Below are 15414 nucleotides of genomic sequence, written 5' to 3'. Positions count from 1 at the left end.
TTAATAAATCTTTCTTGATGAAGGCGACCATTTCACGGTTGCCTTTTCTCTTTTCGTATAACCTGCAAAAAAGAGCTGAGGGATTATGGGACAAAAAAATTTTGTTTTGGATACTAACGTGCTTATTGAGAACCCTAAATGCATTACAACTCTAAGAAATGGTCAGGACAACAAAATTCATATTCCATATACGGTATTGACTGAGCTTGATAAGCTGAAAAGAGATCCCCGCATAGGGCATATTGTTGCGCAGGCAATATCTATAATTCTTAAAGACAAGATAGTTACGATACTTCCGCCAGAATATGCTGAAAGTCTAACTGCACTTAATCCTGACGACTGCATTCTTAAGGAAACCATTAACAGCGGGATTGATGAGCCAGTATTGATTACCAATGACCGCATACTGCAAATCAAAGCGGGGATATACAGCCTTAAATGTGAAGGATATAAGGACTCAGAGCCATTCCGGTCAGATTCGCAAATATATACTGGATTTACCGCTGAAACAGAAAGCCCGATTATAAACTCTTTTCGCTGGGAGAATGGAACCCCGGTTTTCTATGGTCATAAAGAAAATAAAGCTGTTACCTACACCCATGAAGTATGGGGAGTTACACCTCGCAACATTTATCAGAATCTTGCCATAGAACTGATGCTTAACGATAAACTCAATATTATATCAGTTCAATCAGAAGCAGGATACGGCAAAACCTTTCTTGCTCTGGCGTCAGCCCTTTTTTTAGCCCTTGAAAAGAAAGATAACCCTTACGAAAAGGTATACCTTGTTAAACCATTATGGGAAATTGGAGCTAAAATGGGGTTTCTGCCAGGCACAGTGGAAGAAAAGATGCAGCCTTATATACGATACATACATGATCTGGCTGTGAAGTTACATGAGCAGCGACCGGCCAATCGCATCTTTATGGACAGCGATCCCGAAAAAATTCGTTTTAATCAGAAGAAATTTGAGATTCTACCTATAGCTTATATAAGAGGTATGAACTTAGAAAACTGCGTCGTCATTATTGACGAAATGCAGAATATGTCACGATCGGAAGTTCGCTCCCTTCTCACTCGCATGGGTGAGGGCGTAAAATGCATCTGCCTTGGCGACACCCGGCAGGTCGACAACCCTTATTTGAATGAAAGCAATAACGGACTAAACTGGATAGTAAAAAAGCTTAAAAACAACAAAGAATATGCGCATATGGTTCTTAAAGGTGAAAGATCAAGAGGGCCAATAACCGATTTAATCATAAAAACAGGATTGTAATAACATTTGACCTTTTTAAATCTTAACAATTTTAAATCGTAAAAACTAAGCCTAAAGCAAAAAGCCAGCCTGACTGATTTAATCAGCTGGGCTGGCATAATAAATTTCTTTTTTATTAAAAATTTTATAAAAACGCATACTAAAAACAATTATCATAATCACCAGGAAAGGACTAAATTCACTTCTGGAAAACCCGCAATAAAAGTTCGTCAAGATCTTCACCATTCTCTATGGCTGAAGAGATCTCATCTTCTAAAACACTTGCTCCTTTGCGGACTTCTGAAACAGTACAATCCATATTAAGAGCAACTTCTTCGGCGGGGATACCATAGCGAAAGCACAGATAGTAAAGTGCCCGTCTGGCAAGCATGGCATGTTCATTTTCCTGCATCATAAGCTCACGAAAAGTTACTGCAAATGCTTCAAGGACGGCATCAAGAATTGAATCAAAAGTCTGCGGCTCAAGAACAGCTTCAACCAGCTCATCCTCTTCAACTCTCTTGTCTGCTTCTTCTGAAAAATATGGAAAGGATTCACGAACAATTCCAGTCAACCGATTGATACTGGCAAGGATTTCATCTGCAGCATAAAAGGCATTAACATCAGTCATAATTTGACGTGGAGATACCGATTCAGAGGAAGGATGCAAATCAATAGTTACACCTACTTTAGATTCAAGAACTTCTTGAGCCGCATCCTTGATACGATCAAGGAGATGGTCACGAACCCAGTTAAGTACGAATTCATTAGGAGCAGTAAGCTGCACTACCCCGCCTTCATATACAGCTGAAAGCGGATCAACCCAGACACGCACCAATACAGGATTAATGCGAATCCTAAGTTTCTTTTTTATGGAGTTCCATACATTAGAATTCATTTTTCCTACCCCTGAAGTCAAGGTCCCGTTAAATTGCAAAAGGGATGATCTACGACATTTCAAAGCCGGCTGCAATGAATAACTCTCTAACCAAAATAAAAGCAAACAGGCAATTATCTGTCTACTCTAAACACTAAAGGCGTATTGGTGCAGATATAATAATTTAAAATCTGCACCAATACGCAATCAAAACAAAATAAAAAATTCCTCAAAAAAGGAAATTTAAAACCAACATTTGCACTTAAAATGTGCTCTAAAACCGAAATAAAGTCTTTTACGGAGTCAAACGTTCAATAGTATCCTGCAACTGTCTTCCAAGTGGAGTCTGCAAAGAAATCTCACGTTCAATATTGGTGATGCCTTTGATTACTGTTGAGTGTCTACGGCCCAATTTTGTGCCGATATCCTTAAGAGAAAGTTCTGTATGTTTACGAGCAAGAAAGAATGCAGTGTTTCGTGCTAAAACGATCTGACGTTTACGGCTTTTCGAACGCAACTGGTCCGGTGTAAGCTCATATGAACGACAAATATGCTCAACAATTGACTCATAACTCGGTGCAGCATTAGCTACAGCATAATTTTCAAGCACCTGCCATGCAAGTTCCTGAGAAACATTCCGGTTGAGGAGTCTTGCCTTTAGAACCAGATTCTGAAGGCAGCTTTCAAGCTGTCTTACATCTGTAGTAATCCTATCAGCAAGGAGCTCTGAAATTGAATCCGATACCTGAGTTCCAAGACGCATGGCCTTGCTCTGAACAATTCTTTTTCTGGTTTCAAAATCAGGGGTAGCAATAACAGCCAAAAGCCCGGAACTAAAGCGGGAAACAAGTTGCTGATCAATTTTTTCCAACTCGCGAGGTAGGAAAGAACTGGTCATAACAACTTTTGAACCGCGTATTTGCAAAGATTTCAATGTTTCCAGAATTTCATTCTGCATTTTCTCTTTGCCCTGAAAAAAATGAACATCTTCAAGAAGAAGACAGTCAACATTATCCCTAAATTCTGATTTAAAACGAGATACTTCGCCAGACTTAAGGGCTAGTACCAACCTGTTTGCAAATTCTTCTGCAGTTAAACAGGCAATTGACACATGTTTTTTGTTACTGGTTGCACAAAGATTCTTGCCAATAGAATGCAGAAGATGCGTTTTCCCAAGACCAGGAGTTGAGCTTAAAAAAAGCTGATCCCCGGGCAGAGAGTTATCGCATAGGCTTCTGGACGCAGCACAAGCCAGTTGATTGGATTCTCCAACAATAAAGTCATCAAAAGAAAAACGCCAACGCGGAATTCTTGTGTTAACAACTGGAGGACTCATCATGGGCAGGCCCATTCTGGTCTGTACAGGTCTCGCTACGGCAGGCTTAGCCTTAACAGCAGGTCTCTCAGTAGCCTTCCTGACCCCGATTTCCACCTTGGGATCGACTCCGAGAACCTGTGCTCCGGCTTCCTTAATATTATCCATGAGCCGATCTCTAACCCAAGCAGCAACAAAATCATTAGGAGCATAAAGCTTAATAGTATTATTGCTGATTTCAGCCTTCAACGGTTTTATCCAAACCTTGTAGAGGCCGGGGTTAAGACCCTTCTCAAGAAATTTTAAAATTTTATTCCAGCTGTCTCTCATCATGGAAACGTAACTAAGACAAATACTCTTACCCCATCAACTCTAGATAACCCCGTAGTCACCCAATGACGCTAACATGTTTATCTACAAGACAACACATTGTATTTATTAGAGTTTATCTTAACACAAGCAATTTAGCATTTTGATTACATTGTACGTTAAACGCCGCTATATCGGGATTCCTGCATGTTACAGAAAAAGTTTTCAACATATGTTGAAAACTTTTTCCACAGGATTATATCAATATTTATCTATTTTTTAGAAAAATACTCACTTTTTCTTTGTAATGATATTTTTATAACTCATTATTCCAGTTTACTATTTTTTATAAAATAAACAAGTTTAATAAAATAACCATCTTAATTAATTGAATTTATATAAAATAATTCTATTATTTATTAATGTTTATAAAAAAAAATTTAAATTCCAAATGCGGCTAAGACCAATAAAACTGGGGGTTAAGAACAAATTTGGTTTTAGAACATTTTGTAACACACTACAAAAACTAACTTTTTATATTCTTGACATTCTATAACCCCATAAACAAAGGGCTAAGAAAAGACAGACTTACCAACAGTAATGCAGGTTATCCGTTTTGAATAGATAACTATAAATATAATAAGATATAAATGAGTGTGAAATACTTTAATTTTCAAAGAAATATAGGAAGATATAATAATTTTAATTAAATAAAAACAAGCAAAAATTGAACACTCATTCAATACTACTAAGAAGGTATAGTATGGTTGCAATTACCCATTTACATATGATTTAAACTCTACAATATTAAATCCACAAAATTTGGTTCCAAATTATATTTTTCGCGATTTTAGGCGATAAAGCATGATTTTGGGTTACGAACAGCAAAAAAAAAGCCTGCCCAAAAATTTGGACAGGCTTAGAGTGAACTTTTATTATTTATTTTTACTACACCCATATATTGTATAATACAAATAATCAGAGTTGTCTCGTAAATAATTCAAAACATCATCTCTTATATATAATAATGTAGAGGATTTATTTATTTTCAGTCAATTCCTTTAGAGTAGGATAACGTCCGCATGCAAACCGTTCTGACTCAGGACAGTATCCAAGCTGCTCGCAACGCGCTCCGCCATGCCTGAAAATTGCCGGAAATTCTTCTTTACAAATCTTCAACATCTTGTCAGCCATAATGCGAACTTCCCACTGAGCCCGCTGACAGCAGCGCAAATTGAAAAAATGCATCAACGACCGACAATTCATGGTTACAACCATTTTTGTTTCAGCAGCCTGCGGCAAAACAAAACGGGCATCCTCGTTCGCTTTACTCTCACGACCGGCTGCAACTAAAATTTCGCGCAAATCGTTATAAGCACTACCGACTTCATCCATGAATTTTTCAAATCTTGCCCGAGCTTCAGGAATCTTTTTGATCGCGGGAGGTATAATATAATCCATATCACTTTCTGCCACATAGCGTTGACTCTGCTGGGAATACGAAGCTATGCGGTGTCGTACAATCTGGTGAGAACAAGCTCTGGAAATTCCCTCAATTGCGAAAGTAAAGCTGACATGCTCAATTGGACTGTCATGCCCTGACTCAAGTATTTTTGATACAAACTGATCCTGTTTATCTTTATCAATCTCGCCGCTCAGAAGCTTTGGCCACATATCGGCTACAAAACCGGCATGGTAGCACTGCCGGAAGGCAGCAAAAATTAACTCCAGTGCATTAGGCGTCAACGACAATAATTCTACTCTTAAATCTTTTTCCGGCATATGAGCTCCTTCAATTTATGGCCCCTTCATAAAGTAATTAAGAATTGGGTGCAACAGTGAGCTTTGTCCTATTTTTAATCACGAAAATGTGTACAAAAACAAACCTGTTGCATATATATAACCTTTAAATACATTTTTTCCCTTGCCAGTAGTGGCAATATGCCCTAAATAACGTCTCCTTATCTCTAATTTAACCAGCCTCTGAGATTATGCCCCATATTTTTGTTGCACCATCCCGATGCACGGGAAATTTATGGCAGATCTTATGCGCCGGAGGAATCCGTGACTACATTGACTACTAACGAAAAAATCAGAAATATAGCTATCATAGCACACGTTGACCATGGTAAAACAACCTTGGTTGATGGTATGTTCAAGCAAAGCGGACTGTTCAGAGAAGGACAGGAAGTAGATGACCGTCTTATGGACAGTATGGATCTTGAACGTGAAAGAGGCATCACCATTGCTGCAAAAAACTGTGCAGTTGACTGGAGGGGCGTAAAAATCAACATAATTGATACCCCTGGTCACGCAGACTTCGGCGGAGAAGTTGAACGTTCCTTAAGCATGGCTGATGGTGCAATTTTGCTTGTTGATGCTTCTGAAGGACCTCTCCCTCAGACTCGCTTCGTATTGAAAAAAGCTCTCGAAGCAGGCCTTAAAATTATCGTTGTCATCAACAAAATTGACCGCGGTGATGCTCGTCCTGATGAAGTCTTAGACGAAGTTTATGACCTTTTCATTGACCTTGATGCCAATGAACAGCAGCTTGAATTTCCTATTCTTTACGCTATCGGACGTGATGGAATTGCTCAAAAAACTCTTGAAGAAAAAGGCGAAAACCTGCACCCGCTCATGGATATGGTTATCGATTTTCTTCCAGGACCATCTTACTGCGAAACTGAACCTTTCCAGATGCTTGTTTCAGACCTGGGCTACTCTGACTACCTTGGACGACTCGCCATTGGTAAAGTTATCCATGGATCTGCCAAGCAAAACGAACCTCTTGTCTGCATCAACGAAGAAGGCGAAAATGTTTCTCTGCGCCTGACCAAAATTCAGAGCTATGACGGCCCCACCTTCTGTGAAACCGACATCGCCAACCCAGGTGATATCGTAGTTGTTTCCGGTATTGAAGGCGTTACCATCGGTGATACAATCTGTACTAAAGAAGCACCGAAGGCATTGCCCCGTATCACTGTTGATGAACCGACTGTTTCCATGCGTTTTACTATCAATACCTCTCCCATGGCTGGTCTTGAAGGAAAGTTGGTTCAGTCTTCTAAGATTCGTGAAAGGCTCAATAAAGAGACTCTGCTTAACGTTGCTGTTAAAATTGAAGAAAGTGCCGAAAAAGACAGTTTCATAGTTAAGGGTCGTGGAGAATTCCAGCTCGCAATCTTGATTGAAACTATGCGCCGTGAAGGTTTTGAACTTTCTGTAGGTAGACCTGAAGTTATTTTCAAAGAAGAAAACGGTAAAAAACTTGAGCCTATGGAACAGGTTTTTATCGACTGCGAAGAATGCTTTATGGGCGTAGTTACAGAAAAACTTTCTTCACGCAAAGCGAAAATGAGCAACCTCGTTAACAACGGTAAAGGTCGTGTACGCTTGGAATTTTCAGCTCCTTCACGTTCTCTCATCGGTTATCGTGATGAATTTCTGACCGACACCAAGGGAACAGGAATTATGAACTCTCTGTTTGCCGGCTATGACGACTACCGCGGAGATTTCCCTTCCCGTTACACAGGTTCACTGGTTGCTGACCGTAGCGGTAAAAGCGTTGCTTACGCGATCTTCAACCTCGAACCACGTGGTGAACTTTTTGTTGAACCAGGTGATCCAGTATATGAAGGTATGATCGTTGGAGAGCATAACAGGGACAATGATATCAATATCAACCCAACCAAAGAGAAAAAGCTATCCAACATGCGTGCTTCTGGTAAAGACGAAGCGGTTACGCTTACCCCTATTCGTCCCATGACTCTTGAAAGAGCCATGCATTTTATCAGGGACGACGAACTTATTGAGATTACACCTGAATCCATCCGCCTGCGCAAGATGGAACTTTCTTCTTCCAAACGCCACATGGCACGCGGAAAACAAATTAAAGATAAAAAGTAATCAGCACTCCAATTCAAATTTAAAAAGCCTTCCGAACACAAACCGGAAGGCTTTTTTATATACCCAGCTTACCACGAACCATTAGAATACAAATCTGCAACAGGCCCTCTTGGCAGACTGATTGTAAACTTAGAACCTTCACCCGGTTCTGAATCAAGCCTGATTGCCCCCCCATGATTATGGGTAATAATAAAGTAAACGATTGAAAGTCCCAGCCCGCTCCCCTTTTGGTTTATTCTGGTTGTAAAAAAAGGTTCAAATACTTTTTTACGGGTAATGGCATCCATGCCGGGACCGTTGTCTTCAATTTCTATTGTTAAGTAAGCATCATTGCTAAAAAGTTTAATCTTTATAGTGGGCTCTTCTATTACAGATTTATTTGAACATATTATCTGCGCTGAATTCTTAACCAGTTGAAAGAATACTCGTTCAATTTCTGCTCCAAAACATAAAATTTCCGGTAAATCAGGCTGTATATTTTTAATTATATTTACACGGCTAAACTCATACTCTGCACATGAATTTAAATCAGTCTTCACCTTCTCAAGAGCCTGTTCCAGTAATTCTTTAAGGTTACAATTTTTTTTATCCTCGCCAGATTTGCGGCTGAAATTAAGCATGTTCACAATTGTGCGTGCAACACGAGAACTAGCCTCTTTAATGGAGTCAAGCATCGTTGTAACATTACGCTCATCTAAATACTGTCTTATCAGCGCAATAGGTACCCCTATTTTATCAGCAACTTCTTTATTCTTTGCCAAATGAGGCAATAGTCTGCGTTCAATATTTTGTGCTGATTGAGAAATGACTCCGAGAGGATTATTAATTTCATGAGCCATACCAGCTGAAAGACTCGCCACAGTGGTCATTTTTTCAGACTGAATCATCAATTCCTGAACTTTCATTTTATCAGAATAGTTCTTGATAGCACCAATCATACGTATAGGTTTTCCAGTGACATCAAGCAAAAAATCGCCTTCATCTTCAACATATAAAAAACTGCCATCTTTGCGCCTGAACCTGTACGTTGACACAAATGAGCATGCCCGCTTAAGGCTCTTTTCCAAATCTGCAACAACATGCTCGCGGTCATCAGGGTGTATTAATTTTTCCCACCCATCCAAATCAACTGACTGGAATTCCTCTTCAGTGCATCCGGAGATCTCCCTTACAGCCCCCGCCCAGATTATCTCATTAGTATTTAAGTTTAGATCATAAACCATCTGACCTGTTTTCTCTGCCATAAGCCGATACCGTTCTTCGCTTTGATGCAAAGCCTGCTCTGTTTCCATCAGCAAAGTCACATCGGTAATAAAACCTTCCAACCCGATAAACTCTCCATCCTCGTAAACGTCTACTCCTTTTTCCCAAACCCACTTTAATTCACCTGATAAGGTTCTAATCTTATACATTATTTCATAGGGCTCATTATCCTGAATGGCCTCTTGTACACATTCCCATACATAAGCTCTGAACTCGGGCAAAATAAGGTCCGCATAAGCAATATCACGATTTCCAAGTAGAGCCTCAACCTCATATCCTGTAAGCTCAAGACATCCCTCGCTGACAAAATCCAAACTCCAATCCACATCATTTTTGCATCGGTAAACCATCCCCGGCAAATTACTCAGCAAAGTGGAAAAAATTCTCTCTTTAGCACGGAGTGCATCAAGTTCATTGTCAGGTTCAGAAAAAGACCCAGTATTCCCCCTGACCACTTTCCCTTTTAAAATAATTATCCCTGATTCCAAATAATTTCCATTCCAGAGAACCTCGCTTACCCCACTGACCTTACTTTCGTAATATCCTGAAAAAGTTGACTCAGAATGAACAACTGTATTCAAAAATTCTTCAAATCCACTGCTATACATTTTAGATGACGATAAAAAATCTCCAGAACTGATGAGCCCGGAGAGAATTCTTGCTTCAATTCCTCCGACAAAAACAACTCTTTTATCATCATTCAGGACAACCACTACACCCGGATAGTGTTGAGCGATAAATTCAACAGCCTGTAAGATATCACGCTCAAATACAGCCACTTTAAAAAACCTCCGAAACCTAATTACAGTGTAAGCTAGTATTCACTATACCACAGCGCAGTTATAAAAAAAGCAAAAAGACACTTCCCGATATTTAATTTTTTCATTTGTTGCTAAATAAGAGATCCTGCGTTACCAGATTTTCACATAATCCACACTTTTCGGAGAAATAAAATGGGTTCAAAGAATCTTTCAGGTGAGGTAATTCTCATATTTACAGGTGGAACAATCGGAATGAGCGATAAACCGGATGCAGGCGGAGTCGTTCCCGATGATAATTTTACCAAACTTCTTACCGAAATTACCCCCGACGAACACGATATCACAATTCGCCCTATACTCTGGTCTGATGTCCCCAGCCCGCACATGTCACCGGAAAAGATGCTTAATCTTGCCCATGATGTTGATGGCTATCTTGCTGAGGATCAAGTTCTGGGAGCTGTCATTCTACACGGTACCGACCTCATGGCTGAAACTGCATATGTTCTCGATATTGCAGTTAAATCACCAAAACCGGTTATCCTGACAGGAGCTATGCGTTACTTCAATGAATCTGGATATGATGGAATCCGCAATCTCGTTGATGCGGTTAGAGTCTGCCTCCTTCCTCCTCCGGAAGGAACAGATGTGATTATACAGATGGCAGATAAACTTTTTGCTGCTCGCAATGCTATTAAATCAAGCTCGCTTAACGTTGATCCTTTTATCGGTCAAAATACAGGGCGTATTGGATTTATTGCCGGTGAATCAGTCATTCTTACCATGGCAAAATCAGGTAGACGTCCACGCCTGCCTTTTATGGTCACTAAAGCTGCAGAAAATGTACATCTTGTAGGGTGTCATCCGGGCATGGACTCAACTATTCTTGAAAAACTTATCGAGGCCGGAGCTAAAGGAATAGTTCTGGAAGGTTTTGGAGCAGGTAACACCCCTCCAGGACTTGTTTCAGGCATAGAACAATGTATTTCCAAGAATATTCCGGTAGTGCTATGCACCCGCTGTGTCGAAGGTGGAGTATGGCCAATATATGCTTATCCCGGAGGAGCCGCCTTTCTAAAACAGAAAGGAGTTATTATAGCAGGAGCTCTCTCGGCACTTAAGGCTACCCTGTTATTACAGATGCTCATTGGAAGCGAATGCAATATGAACGTCATTCGTGAAATTTTTGCTGAAGAAAGTGTATAAAAATAAGGGTAAACACAGCCAACTGACTGGCAGTGTTTACCCTTATTTTCAAATGTACAAATAAATAGATAATAAAGTAAAAATAAAGAATCTTACCTCAGACTTGCTGAGTTACCCCTCTATTAACACCATATATCCTTTCTACATATCCCCTAAATCTATACGGGTAACAATTTCTATAAGCGTCCGTACACCGAACCCAGATCCACCAGCCGCGCCTGCTGGTGTTTTTTTCTTTCTCCAAGCTGGCCCTGCTATATCTAAATGTGCCCATGGAACATTTTCAGGTACGAATTCCTTAAGAAACATTCCGGCATGAATAGTCATCCCCTCTCTCGAACCGATATTTTTAATGTCAGCAACTTCACTTTTCAGTTCATCCTTATAAATATCCCAAAGAGGCATAGGCCAAAATCTTTCCCCAACACTCATACCGCATTCCATTACCAAGTCCTGCATCTTGGAAGAATTATCCATAACAGCAGCAACATTCCAGCCAAAAGCAATAATACAGCCTCCGGTAAGTGTTGCCAGATCTATTATCGCAGCAGGCTCAAAGACCTTGGAATACGCGAGCGCATCACAAAGCAACAATCGGCCCTCAGCATCGGTATTCAGGATTTCAATAGTTTTACCAGAATAGGATGTAACAACCTCTCCAGGACGGGTGGCTGATGCATCAGGCATATTATCAGCACACGGCAATATACCAACAATTGAAATTTCAGGCTTAAGTTCACCTAGAGCTTGGAAAAAACCAAGTATCGCTGCAGCTCCAGCCATATCACATTTCATATCTTCAATGAAACCAGTCGGTTTAAGTGAAATACCACCGGTATCAAAAGTAACCCCTTTACCGACCAAAACCAAAGGCTTAGTCCCCTCAAGATCTTTAGGACAATACTCAAGAGTTATCAGACGAGGCTCATCGACAGAACCACGAAACACTGATGCGTATGCCCCCATACCTTTATCGATTATTTCCTTCCGTTTCATGGTCTTAAATTTAAAGCCATACTTTTTAGCCATTTTTTTGGCTTCTTCTGCAAGGTAAACAGGATTAGCAATATTGGGAGGCAGATTGACTAGGTCGCGGGCATAAGAGGTAGCCAGACCGACGGCATTACCTTTAGCAATGGATTCTAAAAAATACTCCTCAGGCTCCTCTTCAGTCAAAAACCGCACTGATTCAGGTAAGTCAGCCTTGTCATCTTTCTTCGTTTTAAACTGATCAAAAGAATATAAACCACTTATTGCTGCGACCACGAAATGCTCATAACGATCTTCAAGTACAATGCCTTCAAAAGCAGGAAGTGGAGCGCCTACAATACGAAACTTAAGCTCACGGCATTTTTGAAAAGCAGAGGCAACAGCCTGAGAAAACTGTTCCACACCAAATTCATTTTCAGAACCTAGTCCAACCAGCAAAACCCGCTGGATAGATGTTCCAGCCCCGTATATAACGGAAGTACTGCCAAGCTCACCGGAAAAATCATTTAATGCTTGAGAGCCGGATACCCAGTCTGCTTCCGAAGACATCCAGGAAGAAAAGCCCGGGAGATAGTCGTCAGTATCTTTAAAGGCGAAAAATATAACAGCATCCGCAGACCAAGCCGCAGCAGGATCGACTACTACATTAAATTCCATCTGATTCTCCGTAACGTTTTATATTTAATAGGTCCCTGACATCTAATTTGGTTTAATCTGCTCCACAAAAGAAAATGTTCCGTTTGAGTATTTCATGATATCAACACTTTTCATGGGTACTCTGATCCCTTCAGGATAACTGAAATTACCAGTTACACCTTTAAAATCCAAGGTGGAAGCAAGGGCTTCACGTACTTCTTCCGGTTTATCACTTCCAGCCTTCTCAATAGCGTTAGCCAAAAGCATGAGAGTATCGTATCCAAGCGCGGCAAATCCAGATTCAGGCCTGCTTCCGAAAACATGCTCATAACTATCTACAAATTCTTGAACAACAGGATCAGGATTATCAAGAGCGACGTGTGTAGCAAAATAAATTGAGTGTGCATACTCTGCCGGAATTTTCATTAATCCAGGAGTGTCAAATCCATCACCTGAGACAATAGGCTGATTAAAGCCGGCACTGCGCAAAGCGGTCACATATTTAGGCGCATCAGGCGGGATAGATGACAGAAAAAGCACATCAGGAGCCGGATCCTTTACTCCCGGCACTGGAAAGTTTTCATCACCGGAACTGAACCAGACCTCGTCAGTTATTTTCCCACCATATTTACGATACCTGCGCTTAAAATATTTGGAGAGTGCTTTTGTAAATTCATTAGAAAGATCTGTCCCCACAAATGCATTTTGTGTTTCCAGTCTGCGCTTGGCGAATTTAGCTACGGCTCTGGCCTGCATATTATCACCGAAAGCCGCCATAAAAAAATATTTTCCATACATATAGGGAAGATTTTGCATAGTAGCACCGGCTGTAATAAAGACAATATCCTGCGCGGTAACCGCTGGTGCTGCAGCCATAACATAGTCAGTATCATTTAGACCAATAACAGCGGTCATACCATCCTGCCCGGCGAGGATATTGGAAGCCAATACAGTGGAGTCCAGATTTGAACGACAATCGGAAACAACCAGACTGATCTTCTTGCCAAGGACGCCGCCCTGAGCATTTATAATATCTTTGGCAAGCTCCATTCCATGCAATCCTGGTTGATCGATTGCCGCCATAGCACCGGTAAGATTATAGAGCACCCCGACTTTAATCGAATCACCACCTGCAAAAACACTTGAAGAACAAAGCAAAAAAAACACAATAAAAGCACTGATCCGCATATTTACCCCCTCTGAGCGACAGAGAATAACTACCTATTATTTATTAATATCTATCATAGATATGATTACTAATTCTAGCACATTTTTCAACATGAGAATAGCATCAGTGTATCACTTTCAGTCGCAAAATTTCTATTTTTTGTTCATAGTAAGTTTAGTCTGCTGTTCCTCTAAAAATTGCTGAAATTTTGTAAGCTCAGCTTCCCTCTTTTCAGGTATTGATGGAAAATCAGATTCTTTGCGATAACGCTTATCGGCCAGATTACGGTTTATCGGCATTTCCATTGCCGTCCCCTGCCATCCAGAAGTGTCACGGGAGAATTTCTGAGTATAGCTTACGCCAAGAAAAGCTCTTGAAACTCGGGTACAGTCCCGAAGCTTACGCATATCTTTAAACTCGGCTTTAGCTGTAACGTCATGAACCATTTTATCGAGACAGACCATCTTTTCAGGCATGGCAATTTTTTCAAATACAGCGCCGTGATTATTTAATATCTGCCCTTTATCACCGGCTGTTCCGGGATCAATATAAAAAGCAGCATACATACCGGACTGGTCAAAAACAGACAGGTCACAGGAAAGGTCAACTCCAACACCACAGGTAAGACAAGTCACATCACGGTATCTAGGCAAAACATCACGTCGCAGCCAGTCATCACTATTAACAGGATCATTAATTGTTCTCTTATTTTCAGGAGCATACTCCCTGACAGGAGATTTCATGAGAGTAGCGGCATAAAGTTCGCTTGTCTGCATCCAGGCAGCAACCCCCATTACCCCTTTGAAGTCTCTACGCCTCCTGCGTGCCAGAAGAAACAGCCCTCTATACAGCTTATCAAGCGTAGTTCCTCCCTTCTCGGAAGATTCAAACATAATATATTCGTTAAATCCACCCGATAAAGCCAAATTAAATGGAGTTCTTATCATTACTGATCCTGTGTCATTCTGAGGAACCAGAAAATCAGCCATATCATGACCATCAGTCGGCAGCCAGGCCATGGTACCGCCTATGGTAATCATGCTTCCAAGCACCTTCATATAATCTTCAGGAATCTCGCCAAGTCCTCCAACTCCTATAGAATATTCTGTCTGAGAAAATCGACGTGAAAAAATTCGGCTATCATCAACTCTGGAATGAAAAATGTCTGCAACAGAACCAATAATTTTAATCTCAGCCTGAGTATTTTCTCCGGGAATAAAGCGAAAACAACCTATAGGCGAATTCATCTGCTCCATACCCTCCCAATTCTCAAGAGCCTGTCTTTCCCAGTGTACACCCTGTAAAAAATTCATCGCCTCACTGCGAGTCTTAAATATATCAAGTGAGCGGCTTATACCGGCAGTATCAAGAACATTTTTACAATAGCTTTGAACTCCGCATAGAGCCAGAGCCCCTTTACGTGATCGTAGTTTTTTTAAAGAGCTTACAATAATTCTTATCCCGGCACTGCTGAGGTAGCGAACCTCAGTCATATCAAAAGCCATGCAAGCAAGATTTTCATCGCTCAAAAGTTCATCCAGAGATTTATCAAGTTCCCCGGCCCCATAGGCATCAATTCTTCCCCCCATGACAACGACCACTGTTCCACTGTGCCTGCGTACCGAAATATCCATTGCAGTAACTCCTCTTCAACATCTTCCCTTATATTACATGCGACTTGATATGAGAATAGGCATAAGAGCTTCAAGTTGTGAAGTTCTTATGGAAAAA

At 40.7% G+C, this 15414-nt stretch carries 10 protein-coding genes; 3 read left to right on the top strand and 7 right to left on the bottom strand.

Annotated features, from left to right (window positions below):
- The first annotated feature begins 85 nt into the window (after positions 1-85).
- Complete coding sequence (locus tag H589_RS0118710) at positions 86-1276, top strand: PhoH family protein (RefSeq protein ID WP_027723444.1); 1191 nt, start codon at positions 86-88, stop codon at positions 1274-1276.
- Between the two features lie 178 nt (positions 1277-1454).
- On the opposite strand, the gene H589_RS0118705 is transcribed toward H589_RS0118710, so the two are convergent.
- From H589_RS0118705 to thyX, 3 genes are all read right to left on the bottom strand, one after another.
- Positions 1455-2153 (bottom strand): DnaA N-terminal domain-containing protein, encoded by a 699-nt coding sequence (locus tag H589_RS0118705; protein WP_027723443.1) that lies wholly within the window; start codon positions 2151-2153, stop codon positions 1455-1457.
- A gap of 274 nt (positions 2154-2427) precedes the next feature.
- Entirely contained in the window at positions 2428-3780 is a 1353-nt protein-coding gene (locus tag H589_RS0118700; protein WP_027723442.1) for a chromosomal replication initiator protein DnaA, read from the bottom strand.
- Between the two features lie 1014 nt (positions 3781-4794).
- Complete coding sequence (gene thyX / locus H589_RS0118695; protein ID WP_027723441.1) at positions 4795-5538, bottom strand: FAD-dependent thymidylate synthase; 744 nt, start codon at positions 5536-5538, stop codon at positions 4795-4797.
- A gap of 282 nt (positions 5539-5820) precedes the next feature.
- On the opposite strand from thyX, the gene typA reads away from it, so the two are divergent.
- Positions 5821-7662, top strand: a complete 1842-nt coding sequence (gene typA, locus H589_RS0118690; RefSeq protein ID WP_027723440.1) for a translational GTPase TypA — start codon at positions 5821-5823, stop codon at positions 7660-7662.
- A 68-nt stretch (positions 7663-7730) separates the two neighbouring features.
- Here the strand turns inward: typA and H589_RS0118685 are convergent, their stop codons facing one another.
- On the bottom strand, positions 7731-9704 hold the full coding sequence (locus H589_RS0118685; protein ID WP_027723439.1) for a PAS domain-containing sensor histidine kinase: 1974 nt from the start codon (positions 9702-9704) through the stop codon (positions 7731-7733).
- A 174-nt stretch (positions 9705-9878) separates the two neighbouring features.
- On the opposite strand from H589_RS0118685, the gene H589_RS0118680 reads away from it, so the two are divergent.
- Positions 9879-10889, top strand: a complete 1011-nt coding sequence (locus tag H589_RS0118680) for an asparaginase (protein WP_027723438.1) — start codon at positions 9879-9881, stop codon at positions 10887-10889.
- 141 nt (positions 10890-11030) lie between these two features.
- On the opposite strand, the gene H589_RS0118675 is transcribed toward H589_RS0118680, so the two are convergent.
- From H589_RS0118675 to H589_RS0118665, 3 genes are all read right to left on the bottom strand, one after another.
- Complete coding sequence (locus H589_RS0118675) at positions 11031-12536, bottom strand: leucyl aminopeptidase (RefSeq protein ID WP_027723437.1); 1506 nt, start codon at positions 12534-12536, stop codon at positions 11031-11033.
- Positions 12537-12578: 42 nt separating this feature from the next.
- Positions 12579-13703, bottom strand: a complete 1125-nt coding sequence (locus H589_RS0118670; protein ID WP_027723436.1) for an ABC transporter substrate-binding protein — start codon at positions 13701-13703, stop codon at positions 12579-12581.
- A gap of 132 nt (positions 13704-13835) precedes the next feature.
- A complete protein-coding gene (locus tag H589_RS0118665; protein ID WP_027723435.1) occupies positions 13836-15317 on the bottom strand; it encodes an STAS domain-containing protein in 1482 nt (493 codons plus the stop codon).
- Between the last annotated feature and the right edge of the window lie 97 nt (positions 15318-15414).

The sequence above is a fragment of the Maridesulfovibrio zosterae DSM 11974 genome, from assembly GCF_000425265.1.
GTDB classification, from domain to species: domain Bacteria; phylum Desulfobacterota; class Desulfovibrionia; order Desulfovibrionales; family Desulfovibrionaceae; genus Maridesulfovibrio; species Maridesulfovibrio zosterae.
The sequence above is the reverse complement of the archived record's forward strand: the minus strand, read 5'-3'. Positions and strand labels throughout refer to the sequence as shown.

Bases quoted from the DNA above. Each gene is read 5' to 3' on its own strand.
- H589_RS0118710 (WP_027723444.1), top strand. From the start codon at position 86: ATGGGACAAAAAAATTTTGTTTTGGATACTAACGTGCTTATTGAGAAC.
- H589_RS0118670 (WP_027723436.1), bottom strand. From the start codon at position 13,703: ATGCGGATCAGTGCTTTTATTGTGTTTTTTTTGCTTTGTTCTTCAAGT.
- H589_RS0118665 (WP_027723435.1), bottom strand. From the start codon at position 15,317: ATGGATATTTCGGTACGCAGGCACAGTGGAACAGTGGTCGTTGTCATG.
- H589_RS0118675 (WP_027723437.1), bottom strand. From the start codon at position 12,536: ATGGAATTTAATGTAGTAGTCGATCCTGCTGCGGCTTGGTCTGCGGAT.
- H589_RS0118700 (WP_027723442.1), bottom strand. From the start codon at position 3,780: ATGATGAGAGACAGCTGGAATAAAATTTTAAAATTTCTTGAGAAGGGT.
- thyX (WP_027723441.1), bottom strand. From the start codon at position 5,538: ATGCCGGAAAAAGATTTAAGAGTAGAATTATTGTCGTTGACGCCTAAT.
- H589_RS0118680 (WP_027723438.1), top strand. From the start codon at position 9,879: ATGGGTTCAAAGAATCTTTCAGGTGAGGTAATTCTCATATTTACAGGT.
- H589_RS0118705 (WP_027723443.1), bottom strand. From the start codon at position 2,153: ATGAATTCTAATGTATGGAACTCCATAAAAAAGAAACTTAGGATTCGC.